This window comes from Burkholderia sp. 4NA327C6 (assembly GCF_005502655.1).
GTDB lineage: Bacteria > Pseudomonadota > Gammaproteobacteria > Burkholderiales > Burkholderiaceae > Burkholderia > Burkholderia contaminans.
On record NZ_SCNZ01000017.1, the window covers coordinates 39,889 to 57,110 of the forward strand.

The following is a 17,222-nucleotide window of genomic DNA, read 5'->3' on the forward strand; positions in this document are numbered from 1 at the left end:
CGTTACCCCCGGCTCTTGAACTGCTGAACGGCGTTCAGGCTCGTGTTCAGGTTCGGCACCGCAACCGTCAGCGATGCGCCGTCAACCTGCTTGAGCAGATCCTCGACGGTCTGCGTGTCCTTCGAGGCCTGGTCGAAATACTTTCCGAGCGACGCCTGCGCAGCATGCAGGTCGGCCTTCATTGCGCTGTCGTTGCGCGCGAGCAGCGACAGGCGGGCAGTCAGCAAGCGCAGCTTCACGTTCTCGCGCACGAAGTAGCCTTGGTCGGGCGACGCGAGCATCGCGTCCGCGTTGTCGATGCGGCGGACCTGCACGAGCCCCTTCAACTGCTGGCCGAGGCCGGCCGAGAAGTCATGCCACCACACCTTCCAGCGCGGCTCGCCGGCCACGGCCGACGATGCGGCGTCGGCCGGTGCGGCCTTCGGCGCCTCGTGCGGGACGATCGCCTCGCCGGACAGCGGCAGCGCGTCGATCTTCGCGATCGCATCGTCGAGCTTGATCGCGAGGCCCGTGAGATCGGCCGCCGGTGCGGCCTTCAGCTTCTCGATGTCCAGCGCGAGCGCCTTGCGTACCGTGACCGCCTGCGCGCTCTGCGACGTCGCGAGGCGCGCGTCGGCGTTCTGCAGCGCGATCAGCGCGAGCTGCGTGTTGCCGGTCAGTTGAAGCTGCTGGCTCGCGCTCGACAGCATCTGGTCGACTTCCTCGAGCATCCACGCATCGCGGTTGCGCGACAGGTCCTGGTATTGCTGCTGCAGCGCCTGCTGTGCGCTCTGCGCGTCGGCGAGCTTGCCGTCGAGCTGCGCGAGCTGCGTGTCGACCTGGTGCGTGCTGGCGAGCGCCTGCTCGGTCTTCGTGCGCGTTTCAGCCGCTTGCGCGTCGAGCGCCTTCTGGCGCGCGACGAACGAGCCGTCGAGCCGGTCGATCTTGCGGTTCAGCGCGTAGCCGCCGACGCCCGCCGCGCAGCCGAGCACGACGACGACGAACCACAGCACCGCGCTGCCGCCGCGGCGCGCGGGCGGTTCGGCGCCCATGTAGGCGGGGCGGGACGGCGGTGCGGATGCAGCGGCCGGCTGGGAAGCGACGCTATTGGAATCGTTGGTATCTGTCATGCGTTTAGTCACCGGTGCGGCTGTCGCCGGTTGGACGGCCTCGTCGGCCATCGTTCGAAACGCGCGGACGATGCGCTCATCGCCCGCGCCGGTCAGCGTAATCCTATCAAAACCCAATGAACGCGCGGTCTGCTCGATCCGCGGATGCGGTGTCACGAGCGGCGCGTGCTTCAGTGCGTCGATCTCGGCATCGTTCAGATGCGCCCGCGCGAGTTCGTGCAGGTTGCGCACGCCTTCCGAACTCGTGACGAGCCACGCATGCGGTTCGCCGTGGAGCAGCGCATGCACGCGCTCCCACGCGCCGACGCGCGGCTCGGGCACGACGCGCCGGTACGCGGCGACGAGCGTGACATCCGCGCCGGCCGCGCGCAATCGCTCGGCGAGCCATTCGCGCCCGCCGTCGCCGCGCACGATCAGCACGCGCTTGCCCGCCAGCGCCTGCGCGCCGCCGAACTCGGCGTCGATGCAGGCGAACAGGCTTTCCGAATCGTAATGAGGTACGCCACCGTCGGCCGGCGCCTGCGGCGCGATCACGCGATGCGCGGGCGCCGCGATGCCGTGACGCTCGAGCGCCGCGACGCTGCCGGGCCCGACCACGCCGACCGGCAGCGCGTTCGGCCAGATCGCGCCGTACTGCGCGAGCGCGCGGTCGATCGCGTTCGGCGACACGAAAATCACCAGCGCGTAGTCGGCGAGCGCCGCGAATGCCGCGTCGAGCGGCGCCGGATCGTCGACCGGTGCGATGTCGATCAACGGGAAGTCAAGTACGTCGCAGCCGGCCTCGGCCAGTTGCGACGCAAGCGCGCCGGACTGGCCGTCCGGGCGCGTCAGGACAGCGGTGAACGTGCGTGCGCCGCCCGCCATCAGGCGTCGCCCTTGCCGGCGGCCGGCGAGCCCGCGAGCAGCGCCTGGACAATGTCGAGTGCGCCTTGCGCCTCGAGCGCGTCGGACACCGCGCGGCCGAGCGCGAGCGCATCGGCGACGGTCACGACGGCCCCGCACTCCTCGGCCGTCAGCACGCGCTTGCCGTCGGTCGTCGACACGCGGCCGGTCAGGTACAGCTCGCCTGCGCGCCACACCGCGTGCGCGGCGAGCGGCACCTCGCAGCTGCCGCCGAGCGCGCGCGACACCATCCGCTCGGCCTCGACCGCGAGCGCGGTCTGCGGGTCGTGCAGCGGCGCGAGCCATGCGGCGACGTCGTTGCGGTGCGATGCGATCTCGATGCCGAGCGCGCCCTGGCCCGCGGCGGGCGGGCTCGCCTCGACGTCGAGCAGCGCGCGGATCCGCGTTTCGAGGCCGAGGCGCTTCAGGCCGGCGGCCGCGAGGATGATCGCCGCGTAGTCGCCGCGATCGAGCTTCGCCAGGCGCGTATCGAGATTGCCGCGCAGCGGCAGCACGTCGAGGTGCGGGTAGCGCGAGCGCAGCATCGCCTCGCGGCGCAGGCTCGACGTGCCGACCACGGCACCGGCCGGCAGCGCGTCGAGCGACGCGTAGTCGTTCGACACGAATGCATCGCGCGGATCTTCGCGCTCCATGATCGCGGCGAGCGAGAAGCCGTCGGGCAGCGCCATCGGCACGTCCTTCAGCGAATGCACGGCGAGATCGGCACGGCCGTCGGCCAGCGCGGCCTCCAGCTCCTTCACGAACAGGCCCTTGCCGCCGACCTTCGACAGCGTACGGTCGAGAATCTGGTCGCCGCGCGTCGTCATCCCGAGGATTTTCACGTCACAAGCTGGATATAATTTGCGCAGCGCATCACGCACATGTTCGGCTTGCCACATCGCCAGGCGGCTCTCGCGCGAAGCAATCGTCAACGTCGCGGGCGACTGTGCCTGTTGCGGCCCGGCCGCAGGGGTCTCGGAATTCATTGCTGGAACATCGAAGGACGGGATTGAGGATCGAACAATGGTAGCACGCACGCCCCTGCCCGCCCGGGCCCGGAGCCTGCGCCCGGCCTGCCGCCGAGCGGGTCGCGGCGCCGATGCGCGGATGTGCCGCACGTAGCTGGTTGCTTGACCGCAGTTTCGCAGTTTCCGCAGTTCCTTTTGACTCGAGCTTTCCCAAGGAAACCCATCGTGAAGTCTTCCGGATCGGCGCGTACGGCGCGCCGCAATGCTGCCCTGTCCTCCTCCGACGCCTCGACGGACACCGTCGCCACCGCCGCGAACGGCCGTGCGAAAACGGCAACGAAACCGAAAGACCCGATACGTCAGACAAAACGCACGACGAAAGCCGCCGGCCCGGCTGCCCGCACCGCGACCCGCACGGCCGCCGCGCCGAAGTCCGGCACGCGCACGCGCGACGACAAGGATGGCCCGCTGTTCGACGACATCCGCTTCCTCGGCCGCCTGCTCGGCGACGTGGTGCGCGAGCAGGAAGGCGACACCGTGTTCGACGTCGTCGAGACGATTCGCCAGACCGCGGTCAAGTTCCGCCGCGAGGACGACAACGAAGCCGCGCAGACACTCGAGAAGAAGCTGCGCAAGCTGACGCCGGAGCAGACGGTGAGCGTCGTGCGCGCGTTCAGCTATTTCTCGCACCTCGCGAACATCGCGGAAGACCGCCACCACAACCGCCGCCGCCGCATCCACGCGCTGGCCGGCTCGGCGTCGCAGCCCGGCACGGTCGCGTACGCGCTCGAACAGCTGAAGACGACCGGCAACGCGTCGAAGCGCCTGCTGCAGCGCTTCTTCGACGACGCGCTGATCGTGCCGGTGCTGACCGCGCACCCGACCGAAGTGCAGCGCAAGAGCATTCTCGACGCGCAGCACGACATCGCGCGCCTGCTCGCCGAGCGCGACCAGGAGCTGACGAGCCGTGAGCGGCAGTACAACGAATCGATGCTGCGCGCGCGCGTGACCGCGCTGTGGCAGACCCGCATGCTGCGCGACTCGCGCCTGACGGTCGGCGACGAGATCGAGAACGCGCTGTCGTACTACCGCGCGACGTTCCTCGACGAACTGCCCGCGCTGTACGGCGACATCGAGGCCGCGCTCGCCGAGCACGGCCTGTCCGCGCGCGTACCCGCGTTCTTCCAGATGGGCAGCTGGATCGGCGGCGACCGCGACGGCAACCCGAACGTGACGGCGGCGACGCTCGACGAAGCGATCAACCGCCAGGCCGCGGTGATACTCGAGCACTATCTGGAACAGGTGCACAAGCTCGGCGCCGAGCTGTCGGTGTCGAACCTGCTCGTTGGTGCAAACGACGCCGTGAAGGCGCTCGCGGCAGCTTCGCCCGACCAGTCGCCGCACCGCGTCGACGAGCCGTACCGCCGCGCGCTGATCGGCATCTACACGCGCCTCGCCGCAAGCGCGCGCGTGCGTCTCGGCGAAGGCACGGTGCCGGTGCGCAGCGCGGGCCGCGGCGCGCCGCCCGTGCGCGCGGTCCCGTACGCGGATTCCGAAGCATTCGTCGCCGACCTGAAAGTGCTGACCGCGTCGCTCGACGAACACCACGGCACGTCGCTCGCCGCACCGCGCCTCGCGCCTCTGGTGCGCGCGGCCGAAGTGTTCGGCTTCCATCTCGCGAGCATCGACCTGCGCCAGAGCTCCGACATCCACGAAGCCGTGGTTGCCGAACTGTTCGCCCGCGCAGGCGTCGAGGCCGACTACGCGGCGCTCGCCGAGGAAGACAAGCTGCGCGTGCTGCTCGCCGCCCTGGCCGACCCGCGTCCGCTGCGCCTGCCGTACTTCGAATACTCGGCGCTCGCACAGAGCGAGCTCGGCGTGTTCGAGAAGGCGCGCGAAGTCCGCGCGCAATTCGGCGCACGTGCGGTACGCAACTACATCATTTCGCATACGGAAACCGTCAGCGACCTCGTCGAGGTGCTGCTGCTTCAGAAAGAGACGGGCCTGCTCGAAGGTGCACTCGGCGTCCCGGGCGGCGATGCGAAGAACAGCCTGATGGTAATCCCGCTGTTCGAGACGATTCCCGACCTGCGCGACGCCGCGCGCATCATGCGCGAATACTTCGCACTGCCGGGCATCGACGCGCTGATCGCGCACCAGGGCGCCGAGCAGGAAGTGATGCTCGGCTATTCGGACAGCAACAAGGACGGCGGCTTCCTCACGTCGAACTGGGAGCTGTATCGCGCGGAACTCGCGCTCGTCGACCTGTTCCGCGACCGCAAGATCACGCTGCGCCTGTTCCACGGCCGCGGCGGCACGGTCGGCCGCGGCGGCGGCCCGACCTACCAGGCAATTCTGTCGCAGCCGCCGGGCACCGTGAACGGCCAGATCCGCCTGACCGAACAGGGCGAGGTGATCGCGAGCAAGTTCGCGAACCCGGAGATCGGCCGCCGGAACCTCGAGACAGTCGTCGCCGCGACGCTCGAAGCAACGCTTCTGCCGCAGAACAACGCGCCCGCGCAACTGCCCGCGTTCGAGGCCGCAATGCAGACGCTGTCCGATTCGGCGATGGCCGCGTACCGCGCGCTCGTCTATGAAACCCCGGGCTTTACCGACTACTTCTTCTCGTCGACGCCGATCACCGAGATCGCCGAGCTGAACATCGGCAGCCGCCCGGCCTCGCGCAAGCTGCAGGATCCGAAGCAGCGCAAGATCGAGGACCTGCGCGCGATTCCGTGGGGCTTCTCGTGGGGTCAGTGCCGGCTGCTGCTGACGGGCTGGTACGGCTTCGGCAGCGCAGTGAGTGCGTATCTCGACGGCGCGCAGGACGACGCCGAACGCACGAAGCGCGTCGCGCTGCTGAAGAAGATGAACAAGACCTGGCCGTTCTTCTCGAACCTGCTGTCGAACATGGACATGGTGCTCGCGAAGACCGACCTCGCGGTGGCGTCGCGCTACGCGCAGCTGGTTTCCGACCGCAAGCTGCGCAAGCACGTGTTCGAGCGGATCGTCGCGGAATGGGAGCGCACGTCGCAGGCGCTGGCGGAAATCACCGGGCACGAAGGCCGCCTCGCGACCAACCCGCTGCTCGCGCGCTCGATCAAGAACCGCTTCCCGTATCTCGATCCGCTGAACCACCTGCAGGTCGAGCTGATCAAGCGCCACCGCGCGGGCGACACGAACGCGCGGCTGCGCCGCGGGATTCACCTGACGATCAACGGGATCGCGGCCGGCCTGCGCAACACGGGCTGATCCGCGTGCGGCGCGGTGTGATTCCGCGCCGACTGCCATCGTAGAAGCCGCGATACGCGATGGGGCGTATCGCGGCTTTTTTCATGCGCGGGCGAAACCGTGCCGGTGCACCTCGCGCTCAGTGCGCGTCGATCAGCAACGCGTCATGTTCGAACGAACCGTCCGGCTGCACCGCGTAGTAGCCGCGCACCTCGTCCGGCGCATGCGCCCACAGCGCGCGGATGCCGGTGACGCTGTCGGCCGGCGTGCGGATGCGCGCGACCCACGTCTCGAAATCGATCGGCAGCCGCCAGCGGCTGTGCACGTGCGCGTCGAAGCCGGCTTCGCGGAACATCGCGAGCCATTCGTCCGCCCGGTAGTCGCGCACGTGCGATGCGTCGCGCAGCACTTCCGCGGCCTGCAGGTACGTATCGAGAAGCGGATGGTCGTTGCCGGCGATGTCGATCATCAACACGCGGCCGCCCGGTTTCAGCACGCGGCGCACCTCGGCGAGCGCCGCGCGCATGTCGTGCCAGTGGTGCGCGCTCATCCGGCTCACGACCCAGTCGAACGTCGCCGTCTCGAACGGCAGTCGCTCGGCCGGCCCCTGCTGCGTGCGGATGTTCGCGAGCCCGCGTTCGCGCGCGGCGGCGTCGACGGTCGCGAGCATCTGCGCGGCGAGATCGTAGGCGACCACGTCGCGCACGTGCGGCGCGACGGCGAAGCTTGCATGGCCGGCGCCGCAGCCGAGATCGAGCACCGCGGCATCGGGCGTTGCGCGCACCGCGTCCGCGAGCGTCTGCAGATCCGCGCCCGTCGCGTGGACCGTGCTCGTCAGATAGGCGGCGGCCGTCGTGCCGAATGCGTCGGCGACCTGGTCGTGGTGTTTCATCGTTCGCTCCTTTGTACCGTTGCCGGTGCGACAGACGCCTCGGCATCTGCTCCGGCCCCATGCACGCGTTTGTGGGACGCCCGCTACCCTGGCAGCGCGCGAGCCGCTACAATAGGCCTGCGTTTGTACCAGTACAAGTTAAGCAGTTATTCTGGTATTCGACACACCCGTCTGATTGTTGCCGCGCCCCCGTTTCCATTTCGCCGTCTCCGCATGAACCATCCGTCCTCCGCTCCCGTCCCGCCGCTCGACGCCACGCCCGCCCGTGCGCTCGGCGAATTCATCCGCGCCCACCGCGAGCGGCTGTCGCCGCAGGCCGTCGGCCTGCCGCCCGGCCCGCGCCGCCGCACGCCGGGGCTGCGGCGCGAGGAAGTCGCGCAGCTGTGCGGCGTCAGCCCGACCTGGTACACGTGGATCGAACAGGGCCGCCCGGTTTCGGCATCCGCCGACGCGCTCGCGCGGATCGCCGTCGCGCTGCAACTGTCGAAGGCCGAGCGTGCCTACCTGTTCGAGCTGGCCGCGCAACGCGACCCGGCCGAGCCCGACGTCGCGGGCGGCGACCTGCCGCCGACGCTCGCCGCGACCGTCGCGGCGATCGCGACGCCCGCGTACGTGCTCGACCGGCAATGGAACGCGCTCGCATGGAACGCGCCGGCCGCCGCGCTCTTTTCCGGCTGGCTCGACGGCGAGCACGACCGCAACCTGCTGCGCTTCACGTTCATGTCGCCGGCGGCACGCACGCTGATCGTCGACTGGGAAACCCGCGCGCGGCGGCTCGCGGCCGAATTCCGCGCCGATTCGATCCGTCACCTGACCGATGCGCCCACGCGTGCGCTGATCGACGCGCTGACCGCCGGCAGCGACGCGTTCGCGCAGTACTGGGCATCGCAGGACGTGTTCGAACGCGAAGGCGGCCTGCGCGAATTCGACCATCCGGCCGACGGCCGCCTCGTGTACCAGCAGATCACGCTGAAGCCCGCGCACCGCGAGGACCTGAAGCTGGTCGTGCTGGTGCGCGACTGATCGGGCCGGCCTGCGCAGGCTACGTCCGGCAGGCCGCCGCGAACGGCCGCGCGCCGCGGCGGGCAGGCCCGCGAATGTTAGAATCGCGGGATTCCCTCGGCGGCCCACGCCGCCCAAACATCCCCTTCGAAGAATCGCCATGACGTCCCAACTGCACAAAAAGGGCGAGGCCTGGTCGGCCCGCTTCTCGGAACCGATGTCCGAGCTGGTCAAGCGCTACACGTCGTCGGTATTTTTCGACAAGCGCCTCGCGCTCGTCGACATCGCCGGCTCGCTCGCGCACGCGAACATGCTCGCCGCGCAGAAGATCATCAGCGCCGACGACCTGGCCGCGATCGAACGCGGGATGGCGCAGATCAAGGGTGAAATCGAGCGCGGCGAATTCGAATGGCAGCTCGACCTGGAAGACGTCCACCTGAACATCGAGGCGCGCCTGACCGCGCTGATCGGCGATGCCGGCAAGCGCCTGCACACGGGCCGCTCGCGCAACGACCAGGTCGCGACCGACATCCGCCTGTGGCTGCGCGGCGAGATCGACCGCATCGGCGGCCTGCTGAACGACCTGCGCGGCGCGCTGCTCGATCTCGCGGAACAGAATGCCGACACGATCATGCCGGGCTTCACGCACCTGCAGGTCGCGCAGCCCGTCACGTTCGGCCACCACCTGCTCGCGTACGTCGAGATGTTCTCGCGCGACGCGGAGCGCATGCGCGACTGCCGCACCCGCGTGAACCGCCTGCCGCTCGGCGCGGCCGCACTCGCCGGCACGAGCTACCCGATCGATCGTCACGCCGTGGCGAAGACGCTCGGCTTCGACGGCATCTGCGCGAACTCGCTCGACGCGGTGTCGGATCGCGACTTCGCGATCGAATTCACGGCCGCCTCCGCGCTCGTGATGACGCACGTGTCGCGCTTCTCCGAAGAACTCGTGCTGTGGATGAGCCCGCGCGTCGGCTTCATCGACATCGCCGACCGCTTCTGCACCGGCAGCTCGATCATGCCGCAGAAGAAGAACCCGGACGTGCCCGAGCTCGCGCGCGGCAAGACGGGCCGCGTGAACGGCCACCTGATGGCGCTGCTGACGCTGATGAAGGGCCAGCCGCTCGCGTACAACAAGGACAACCAGGAAGACAAGGAACCGCTGTTCGACACGGTCGATACCGTTGCCGACACGCTGCGGATCTTCGCCGAGATGGTTGCCGGCATCACCGTGAAGCCGGACGCGATGCGTGCGGCCGCGCTGCAGGGCTTCTCGACCGCCACCGACCTCGCCGACTACCTGGTGAAGCGCGGCCTGCCGTTCCGCGATGCGCACGAAGCCGTCGCGCACGCGGTGAAGATCTGCGACGACCGCGGCATCGACCTGGCCGACCTGACGCTCGACGAGATGAAGCAGGAACTGCCGAACGTCGCGCACCTGATCGGCGAAGACGTGTTCGGCTACCTGACGCTCGAGGGCTCGGTCGCGAGCCGCAACCACCCGGGCGGCACCGCGCCCGACCAGGTGCGTGCGGCGGTCAAGGCTGCGCGCGCCGCGCTCGGCCAGTAAGCCCGCTGTTCCGGACGGACGCCTTCGGCGTCCGTTTTTCATTGGGGCGGCCGTCGCGCCGCCCATCGCCTTCCCTGCTTCCCGAATGCCGCCGATGACCTTTTCCGCCGCGCTCTTCGACATGGACGGCCTGCTCGTCGATTCCGAGCGGACCATCATGAACACGTGGATCGACGTGTCGAATGCGCACGGCGTCACGCTGACCACCACCGACTACCTGCAGATCGTCGGCCGCTCGTTCGCCGAAGGCCAGGTCATCCTGGCACGGCTGATCGGCAACCCCGATACGTTCGACGCGGTGCGCATCCGCGTGCGCGAGCAGCTCTCGGCGCCCGAACCGCATCCGAAGTTTCCGCTGAAGCCCGGCGCGTTCGCGTTGCTCGATGCGCTCGCGCAGGCCGGCATTCCGTGCGCGGTCGCGTCGTCGTCCGCGTGCGAGGTCATCCGCGCGCGGCTCGACGCGGTCGGCGTGCTGCCGTTCTTCCGCGCGATCGCAGGCGGCGACGAAGTCTCGCGCGGCAAGCCCGATCCGGCCGTCTACCGGCTCGCGGCCGAACGCCTCGGCGTGCCGGCCCACGCCTGCGTCGCGTTCGAGGACAGCGACTTCGGCGCGCAATCGGCCGCCGGCGCGGGCGCATCGGTCGTCACCGTGCCCGACCTGAAGGCGCCGACACCCGAAATCGTCGCGCTGAGCCTGCACGTGCTCGCGTCGCTCGACGATGCGGTCGCGCTCGTGCCGTCGTGGTTCGGCGGGCTCGACAAGCAACGGCCCGCCTGAATCGCGGCCGCCAAATGAAGAACGGGCACCTTGGGTGCCCGTTTTGCTTTTTGCCGTATCGCCGAACCGTCGGCATCGTCATTGCGCTTACTTGTTGCCGGCCGTCTCCGACAGCCGCTTCATCGTCGCGATGCGCGCGCCGATCAGGTCGACACGGCCGTCCTCGCCGACGAGCGGCGCCGTCGCATCGCGGAACCCGACCCACGCGCGCTGTGCGCGGACGAGCGTCGCGGCCGAATGCGCGGGCATCTTGCGGCGCAGCTTCTGGTAATAGCGGTTCAGGTCGAACAGCGCGTGTTCGCACGCGGCGTCCTGTTCGCACGGCCGCACGCGGCGCACGGCGGGATCGCGCGGCGCGTTCGCCGGCTTGCCGTTCGGCTTGGCCGCACCCTGGGCCGCGCTCGGGGCATCCCCCGCGCTGGCCTGCGCGCCGCTCGTAGCCGCGACCGGCACGGCCGCGGGCGCCGGCGCATAGCGATCGGCCGCAGCGCGCAGCGCCAGCGCGCGATCGCGCACGGGCTGCAGCTGCAGGTCGGCACTCGACATCGCGTATGACGTGCCGCGCGTGGTGTCGTACACGGCCGTCAGCAGATGCACTTCATCCTTGCGCCACGTGAGCCAATGGCGCTGGCTGTCCTGCCAGCCGCGCTTCGCATCGGCCGGTGCGTCCTTCAACAGGCGCTGGTACGCGCCGTCCATCACTGCCTGCCACTGCTGCTGCGCTTCGCCCATGCACTGGATCTGCCCGGCCGGCGACGACCGGTCGCGCCGCGCGAGGCATTGCCGCATCGCGACGTCGATCGGGTCGGCCGCCGCGACTTCCGCATGGGCGACACCCGCGCCCGCGAGCCCCGTCAATCCTGCCGCCCAGACGACGAGCGCGGCCAGCGCCGCACGCATCGCCTGGATTCGTCCGTGCGTCGCCATCAGTCGCGCACGCAGTCGACGAAGTACTCGACGCGGCCGTTCACCTCTTCCGCGACGAGGCCGTGGATATCGGTGTGGAAGCCCGGGAAGCGTTCGTTGAAGTCGCGCGCGAACCGCAGGTAGTTCACGATCGTCTTGTTGAAGCGCTCGCCCGGGATCAGCAGCGGAATGCCCGGCGGGTACGGCGTGAGCAGGATGCTCGTCACGCGGCCTTCGAGCTCGTCGAGCGGCACGCGGTCGATCTTGCGGTGCGCGAGCTTCGCGAACGCGTCCGACGGCTTCATCGCCGGCTCCATGTCCGACAGGTACATCTCGGTCGTCAGGCGGGCGATGTCGTTCGCGCGGTACACGTCGTGGATCTGCGTGCACAGGTCGCGCAGGCCGACACGCTCGTAGCGCGGATGCTGCGCGACGAATTCCGGCAGCACGCGCCACAGCGGCTGGTTGTTGTCGTAGTCGTCCTTGAACTGCTGCAGCTCGGTCACCATCGAGTTCCAGCGGCCCTTCGTGATGCCGATCGTGAACATGATGAAGAACGAGTACAGGCCGGTCTTCTCGACGATGATCCCGTGCTCGGCGAGGTACTTCGTGACGATCGCGGCCGGAATGCCGGTTTCGCCGAACTCGCCGTCGACGTCGAGCCCCGGCGTGATGATCGTCGCCTTGATCGGGTCGAGCATGTTGAAGCCTTCCGCCAGCGGGCCGAAGCCGTGCCAGTGGTCGTTCGGCTTCAGCATCCAGTCCTCGCGCGAGCCGATGCCCTCTTCCGACAGGTTGTCCGGGCCCCACACGCTGAAGAACCAGTCGTCGCCGTATTCGGCGTCGACCTTGCGCATCGCGCGGCGGAAGTCGATCGCCTCGGCGATCGATTCCTCGACGAGCGCGGTGCCGCCCGGCGGCTCCATCATCGCGGCCGCGACGTCGCACGACGCGATGATCGCGTACTGCGGGCTCGTCGACGTGTGCATCAGGTACGCCTCGTTGAAGCGATGCTTGTCGAACGTGCGGTTCTCCGAATCCTGCACGACGATCTGCGATGCCTGCGAGATGCCCGCGAGCAGCTTGTGCGTCGAGTGCGTCGCGAACACGAGCGCGCCGGTGCGCGGACGGCCGTCGCCGATCGCGTGCATGTCGCGGTAGAAGTCGTGGAACGTCGCATGCGGCAGCCATGCTTCGTCGAAGTGCAGCGTGTCGAGCAGGTCGCCGAGCAGGTCCTTGATCATCTCGACGTTGTACACGACGCCGTCGTACGTGCTCTGCGTGATCGTCAGGATGCGCGGCTTCATGTCCGGGTTCTCGCGCATCGCTTCACGTGCGAACGGGTTCGCCTCGATCTTCTTGCGGATGTTCTCCGGCTTGAATTCGTCGCGCGGGATCGGCCCGATGATGCCGAAATGGTTGCGCGTCGGCGTGAGGAACACGGGAATCGCGCCCGTCATCGTGATCGCGTGCAGGATCGACTTGTGGCAGTTGCGGTCGACCAGCACGATGTCGCCCGGTGCGACCGTCGCGTGCCAGACGATCTTGTTCGACGTCGACGTGCCGTTGGTCACGAAGAACAGGTGATCCGCGCTGAAGATGCGCGCCGCGTTGCGCTCGGACGCCGCGACCGGGCCCGTGTGGTCGAGCAGCTGGCCGAGTTCGTCCACCGCGTTGCAGACGTCCGCGCGCAGCATGTTCTCGCCGAAGAACTGGTGGAACATCTGGCCGAGCGGGTTCTTCAGGAACGCGACGCCGCCCGAGTGCCCCGGGCAGTGCCACGAGTACGAGCCTTCGTCCGCGTACTTCACGAGTTCCTTGAAGAACGGCGGCGCGAGCGAGTCGAGATAGACCTTCGCCTCGCGGATGATGTGGCGCGCGACGAACTCCGGCGTGTCCTCGAACATGTGGATGAAGCCGTGCAGCTCGCGCAGGATGTCGTTCGGCAGGTGGCGCGACGTGCGCGTCTCGCCGTACAGGAAGATCGGGATGTCCGCGTTGCGGCGGCGCACTTCGGTGACGAACGCGCGCAGCTCGATGATCGCGGTCGCGAGTTCGGGCAGATCGCCGTCCTGGCCGGTCTCGCCGAGCATGAGTTCGTCGTCGTCGATCGACAGGATGAAGCACGACGCGCGACTCGACTGCTGCGCGAACGACGTCAGATCGCCGTAGCTCGTGAGGCCGAGGACTTCGACGCCCTCCTTCTCGATCGCTTCGGCCAACGCCCGGATGCCGGAGCCCGAGATGTTCTCGGAGCGGAAATCTTCGTCGATGATGACGACGGGGAAACGAAACTTCATGGGCGATTCTCCAAAAAGAACGACCGCGGCGCGTCACGCGCAGCGGTCACCCGGAAACTGGTGAGACGTTATGCAACCAGATCAGGTTTTCGGCAGCGTGACACCGCGCTGACCCTGATACTTGCCGCCGCGATCGGCGTACGACACGTCGCACACTTCGTCGCTTTCGAAGAACAGCACCTGCGCGACACCTTCGTTCGCGTAGATCTTCGCGGGCAGCGGCGTGGTATTCGAGAATTCCAGCGTGACGTAGCCTTCCCACTCGGGTTCGAACGGCGTCACGTTGACGATGATCCCGCAGCGCGCGTAGGTCGACTTGCCGAGGCAGACGGTCAGCACTGTGCGCGGGATGCGGAAATATTCGACGGTGCGGGCCAGCGCGAACGAGTTCGGCGGGATGATGCACACGTCGCCCTTGAAATCGACAAACGAACCTTCGTCGAAGTTCTTCGGGTCGACGATCGTCGAGTTGATGTTCGTGAAGATCTTGAATTCGTCCGCGCAGCGGATGTCGTAGCCGTAGCTCGACGTGCCGTAGCTGACGATCCGGCGGCCGTCCTCGGACGCGCGGACCTGATCGGGCACGAACGGCTCGATCATCTTGTGCTCTTCGGCCATGCGCCGAATCCATTTGTCGGACTTGATGCTCATATCAGGGCGCCAGGAAACGCTGCGTGACAGTCAGGAGGGGCCGCTCGCACGAGGGAGCGGCCAGGAAAGGCCGCCATTTTACGCGATCATCGGGCGCCGCATGCGGCGGCCGTCAACGGATCACGCCGCAGGCAAGCGCAGGCCCCGCGCCATGCTGCGGAAACGCGGGATCGCTCGGCTCGCGATGCACGAGCGCCGCGCGGTTCATCGCCGAGCGCACGCCATCGAGGGCCAGATCGGGGGCGACGATGAAGCCGGCCGCGACGCCATTCGCGTCCGCGTGGATATTGCCGAGATCGCCGGCGACGCGGGCGCCCGCCCGCAGCCGGTCGGCCGCCGGCGCGAACACCTGGCCGGCGCTCGAGCCGTCGCCCGAGTTGCAGTCGCCGCGTTCGTGTACCTGCAACGCGTGATCGCTGTTCGGCGGCAGCCCGGCCAGGTTGTAGGTAACCTGCACGCCGTCCGGACGCTCGACGAACGTCACCGCGCCGCGCGCCTGCGAACCGACCGTCGGCTGCAGCTGCGCGTCGGCCCGTTTTTCGTGCGACGAGGAAAAGGAGGTACAGCCGGCCAGCAGGCCCAGCGCGGCGGCGGCCAGCAGCGCGCACCGCACGCGGCCGGCGTACACGCCGTGATGTCGTTGTTTCATTCGATCCTCATGCCGGCTGACGGCCGTTTGACACGACGGCCGCGCCGGGCGGGTAAAGGGACCCGGGAAAAGTCGCCATGATACCGCGCCTCGCGGCGCCGTAAACAGCGTGAGGCCCCGCCCCGCAAGGGTTTTACGTATTTTGAACAACGATCGACGGGAACTTCGACGTCATGTCGCGCGATCGCTCGGCAATCGCCAGCGCGACGCCGCGTGCAATCTCGCGATAGCGACGCGCCAGCGCGCCGTCGGAATCGGCCACGACCGTCGGCGTGCCGCTGTCGGCGCGCTCACGGATCGCGATGTCGAGCGGCAGGCTGCCGAGCACGTTCACGCCGTACTCCTTCGCCATCCGCTCGGCCCCGCCGGCGCCGAAGATGTGCTCCTCGTGGCCGCAGTTCGAGCAGGTATGGATGCTCATGTTCTCGACGATGCCGAGGATCGGAATCCCGACCTTCTCGAACATCTTCAGGCCCTTCTTCGCGTCGAGCAGCGCGATGTCCTGCGGCGTCGTGACGATCACCGCGCCCGTGACGGGCACGCGCTGCGCGAGCGTCAGCTGGATGTCGCCCGTGCCGGGCGGCATGTCGACGATCAGGTAGTCGAGCTCGCGCCAGTTGGTCTGGCGCAGCAACTGCTCGAGCGCGGAAGTCGCCATCGGGCCGCGCCACACCATCGGGTTGTCTTCCTCGATCAGGAAGCCGATCGAGTTCGCCTGCAGCCCGTGGCCGACGAGCGGGTTCATCGACTGGTTGTCCGGCGACTCGGGGCGCTGGCCGTGGATGCCGAGCATCGTCGGCAACGACGGGCCGTAGATGTCGGCGTCGAGAATGCCGACCGACGCGCCTTCCGCGGCGAGCGCGAGCGCGAGGTTCACGGCCGTCGTGCTCTTGCCGACGCCGCCCTTGCCCGACGCAACCGCGACGATGTTCTTCACGTTCGGCAGCAGTTTCACGCCGCGCTGCACCGTGTGCGCGACGATCTCCTGCGACACGGCGACGCGCGCGTCGCGCACGCCCGGCACGGCCTGGAGCGCCGCTGCGACGCGCGCGCGCACGTCGTCGTGCTGGCTGCGCGCCGGATAACCGAGCACCACGTCGAGCGCCACGACGTCGCCGTCGATCGCGACGTTGCGCACGCCCTTGTTCGCCGCGTACGGACGGCCGGTATTGGGGTCGACGACAGCCGCCAAAGCGGCGTCGACTTGTGCCCGGTCAATGCTCATCGAAACTCCGTGAAAACGTTTTTCTCGCGCGCAAACGTCAAAAAATATCAAATTAAGGCGCGAAAATCGGGAAAAGTGAAAGAATCTGTTGCACGCCATTGCGCGAACGCGCGACCCGGCGCACTCTTCGCGTGCGGCATGCTATGGGGCCAAATCGGCCACTTACCGCCTATATTGTAGAGGCTGACGCGTCGCACTGTCCGAACAGCCACGCTGACGGACAGGGCATGCAGCCACCTCGGCGGCTGCCGCGAGCACGGGCCTGCCCTCCTTTTTCGGGCGGCCCGCGCAGGGAGCCGTAACTGTTGTTGTCGTCGTTGTCGACTCGTTCAACCAAGAGAGGAATCCAAGATGAACATGAAAATCGCGACCCGCTTGTCCGTCTTCGCATTGGCCGGCGCACTGCTGGCAGGCTGCGCCACGCAGCAAGGCAACAATACGGCCGTCGGTACCGGCACGGGTGCGGCGCTGGGCGCAGGCATCGGCGCACTGGCGGGCGGCGGCAAGGGCGCGGCGATCGGCGCGGGCGTCGGCGCACTGGTCGGCGGCGTGACGGGTTACAACTGGCAGGCGATCAAGAACAAGCTCGCACCGTCGGCCGCGCAGACGGGCACGCAAGTGACCGAGCAGCCGGACGGCTCGCTGAAGCTGAACGTGCCGAGCTCGGTGACGTTCGCGACGAACCAGTACGCGATCACGCCGGCCTTCACGCCGCTGCTGAACGACCTGGCGACGACGCTGAACCAGAACCCGCAAGTGACGGCCTCGATCGTCGGCTACACGGACAGCACCGGCTCGGCCCAGCTGAACCAGACGCTGTCGCAGAACCGCGCGCAAAGCGTCGTGAACGCACTGACGCAGCGCGGCGTGAGCGGCGGCCGCCTGTCGGCGCAAGGCATGGGCGCGTCGAACCCGATCGCGGACAACGCGACCGAAGCCGGCCGCGCACAGAACCGCCGCGTCGAAATCTACCTGCGCGCAGCGCAGGCGCAGTAAGCGCTCGACGAGGGGAAGGCGCGGGCCCTCAGCCCGCGCAGCCCCGCCGGACAAGGCTTCCGT

13 protein-coding genes are annotated in these 17,222 nt (G+C 68.4%); 5 read left to right on the plus strand and 8 right to left on the minus strand.

The features are described 5' to 3' along the window. Positions 1-2 precede the first annotated feature (2 nt). Positions 3-1,973 (minus strand): fused uroporphyrinogen-III synthase HemD/membrane protein HemX, encoded by a 1,971-nt coding sequence (gene hemDX / locus FFS49_RS18760; RefSeq protein ID WP_105816187.1) that lies wholly within the window; start codon positions 1,971-1,973, stop codon positions 3-5. Beyond that, the gene (gene hemC / locus FFS49_RS18765) at positions 1,973-2,977 is read right to left on the minus strand and encodes a hydroxymethylbilane synthase (RefSeq protein WP_039368569.1); all 1,005 of its coding nucleotides are present in this window, start codon (positions 2,975-2,977) and stop codon (positions 1,973-1,975) included. The genes hemDX and hemC overlap by 1 nt, the downstream gene beginning before the upstream one ends. 207 nt (positions 2,978-3,184) lie before the next feature. Here hemC and ppc point away from each other — a divergent pair, with 207 nt between their 5' ends. Beyond that, positions 3,185-6,211, plus strand: a complete 3,027-nt coding sequence (gene ppc / locus FFS49_RS18775) for a phosphoenolpyruvate carboxylase (protein WP_105816188.1) — start codon at positions 3,185-3,187, stop codon at positions 6,209-6,211. A 118-nt stretch (positions 6,212-6,329) separates the two neighbouring features. Here ppc and FFS49_RS18780 read toward each other — a convergent pair whose 3' ends face one another. Continuing rightward, positions 6,330-7,082, minus strand: a complete 753-nt coding sequence (locus FFS49_RS18780; protein ID WP_105816189.1) for a class I SAM-dependent methyltransferase — start codon at positions 7,080-7,082, stop codon at positions 6,330-6,332. Positions 7,083-7,295: 213 nt separating this feature from the next. On the opposite strand from FFS49_RS18780, the gene FFS49_RS18785 reads away from it, so the two are divergent. The 3 genes from FFS49_RS18785 to FFS49_RS18795 all read left to right on the plus strand — a co-directional run bounded on the left by FFS49_RS18785 (position 7,296) and on the right by FFS49_RS18795 (position 10,432). After that, positions 7,296-8,105: a helix-turn-helix transcriptional regulator gene (locus FFS49_RS18785; RefSeq protein WP_039368575.1), complete on the plus strand. Its 810-nt coding sequence runs from the start codon at positions 7,296-7,298 to the stop codon at positions 8,103-8,105. 139 nt (positions 8,106-8,244) lie between these two features. Then, the gene (gene argH / locus FFS49_RS18790; RefSeq protein ID WP_046544646.1) at positions 8,245-9,654 is read left to right on the plus strand and encodes an argininosuccinate lyase; all 1,410 of its coding nucleotides are present in this window, start codon (positions 8,245-8,247) and stop codon (positions 9,652-9,654) included. Positions 9,655-9,748: 94 nt separating this feature from the next. Beyond that, positions 9,749-10,432: an HAD family phosphatase gene (locus FFS49_RS18795; protein ID WP_105816190.1), complete on the plus strand. Its 684-nt coding sequence runs from the start codon at positions 9,749-9,751 to the stop codon at positions 10,430-10,432. 87 nt (positions 10,433-10,519) lie between these two features. On the opposite strand, the gene FFS49_RS18800 is transcribed toward FFS49_RS18795, so the two are convergent. The 5 genes from FFS49_RS18800 to apbC form a co-directional block, all read right to left on the minus strand. After that, the gene (locus tag FFS49_RS18800) at positions 10,520-11,359 is read right to left on the minus strand and encodes a lysozyme inhibitor LprI family protein (RefSeq protein WP_105816191.1); all 840 of its coding nucleotides are present in this window, start codon (positions 11,357-11,359) and stop codon (positions 10,520-10,522) included. After that, positions 11,359-13,638, minus strand: a complete 2,280-nt coding sequence (locus FFS49_RS18805) for an arginine/lysine/ornithine decarboxylase (RefSeq protein ID WP_039368586.1) — start codon at positions 13,636-13,638, stop codon at positions 11,359-11,361. The genes FFS49_RS18800 and FFS49_RS18805 overlap by 1 nt, the downstream gene beginning before the upstream one ends. Before the next feature lie 81 nt (positions 13,639-13,719). Continuing rightward, positions 13,720-14,289, minus strand: coding sequence for a dCTP deaminase (gene dcd, locus FFS49_RS18810; protein WP_006398615.1), 570 nt, complete (start codon positions 14,287-14,289; stop codon positions 13,720-13,722). 112 nt (positions 14,290-14,401) lie between these two features. Then, positions 14,402-14,938 carry a superoxide dismutase [Cu-Zn] gene (gene sodC / locus FFS49_RS18815; RefSeq protein WP_039368592.1) on the minus strand — a complete coding sequence of 179 codons (537 nt, stop codon included), beginning with the start codon at positions 14,936-14,938 and terminating at the stop codon, positions 14,402-14,404. A 133-nt stretch (positions 14,939-15,071) separates the two neighbouring features. After that, positions 15,072-16,163 carry an iron-sulfur cluster carrier protein ApbC gene (apbC, locus tag FFS49_RS18820; RefSeq protein WP_071334833.1) on the minus strand — a complete coding sequence of 364 codons (1,092 nt, stop codon included), beginning with the start codon at positions 16,161-16,163 and terminating at the stop codon, positions 15,072-15,074. 351 nt (positions 16,164-16,514) lie between these two features. Between apbC and FFS49_RS18825 the strand changes: the two genes are divergently transcribed. Continuing rightward, a complete protein-coding gene (locus FFS49_RS18825; RefSeq protein ID WP_039368599.1) occupies positions 16,515-17,159 on the plus strand; it encodes an OmpA family protein in 645 nt (214 codons plus the stop codon). Positions 17,160-17,222: the final 63 nt, after the last annotated feature.

Bases quoted from the DNA above. Each gene is read 5' to 3' on its own strand.
- FFS49_RS18825 (WP_039368599.1), top strand. From the start codon at position 16,515: ATGAACATGAAAATCGCGACCCGCTTGTCCGTCTTCGCATTGGCCGGC.
- FFS49_RS18785 (WP_039368575.1), top strand. From the start codon at position 7,296: ATGAACCATCCGTCCTCCGCTCCCGTCCCGCCGCTCGACGCCACGCCC.
- apbC (WP_071334833.1), bottom strand. From the start codon at position 16,163: ATGAGCATTGACCGGGCACAAGTCGACGCCGCTTTGGCGGCTGTCGTC.
- sodC (WP_039368592.1), bottom strand. From the start codon at position 14,938: ATGAAACAACGACATCACGGCGTGTACGCCGGCCGCGTGCGGTGCGCG.
- hemC (WP_039368569.1), bottom strand. From the start codon at position 2,977: ATGAATTCCGAGACCCCTGCGGCCGGGCCGCAACAGGCACAGTCGCCC.
- FFS49_RS18800 (WP_105816191.1), bottom strand. From the start codon at position 11,359: ATGGCGACGCACGGACGAATCCAGGCGATGCGTGCGGCGCTGGCCGCG.
- dcd (WP_006398615.1), bottom strand. From the start codon at position 14,289: ATGAGCATCAAGTCCGACAAATGGATTCGGCGCATGGCCGAAGAGCAC.
- FFS49_RS18805 (WP_039368586.1), bottom strand. From the start codon at position 13,638: ATGAAGTTTCGTTTCCCCGTCGTCATCATCGACGAAGATTTCCGCTCC.
- hemDX (WP_105816187.1), bottom strand. From the start codon at position 1,973: ATGGCGGGCGGCGCACGCACGTTCACCGCTGTCCTGACGCGCCCGGAC.
- FFS49_RS18795 (WP_105816190.1), top strand. From the start codon at position 9,749: ATGACCTTTTCCGCCGCGCTCTTCGACATGGACGGCCTGCTCGTCGAT.
- argH (WP_046544646.1), top strand. From the start codon at position 8,245: ATGACGTCCCAACTGCACAAAAAGGGCGAGGCCTGGTCGGCCCGCTTC.
- FFS49_RS18780 (WP_105816189.1), bottom strand. From the start codon at position 7,082: ATGAAACACCACGACCAGGTCGCCGACGCATTCGGCACGACGGCCGCC.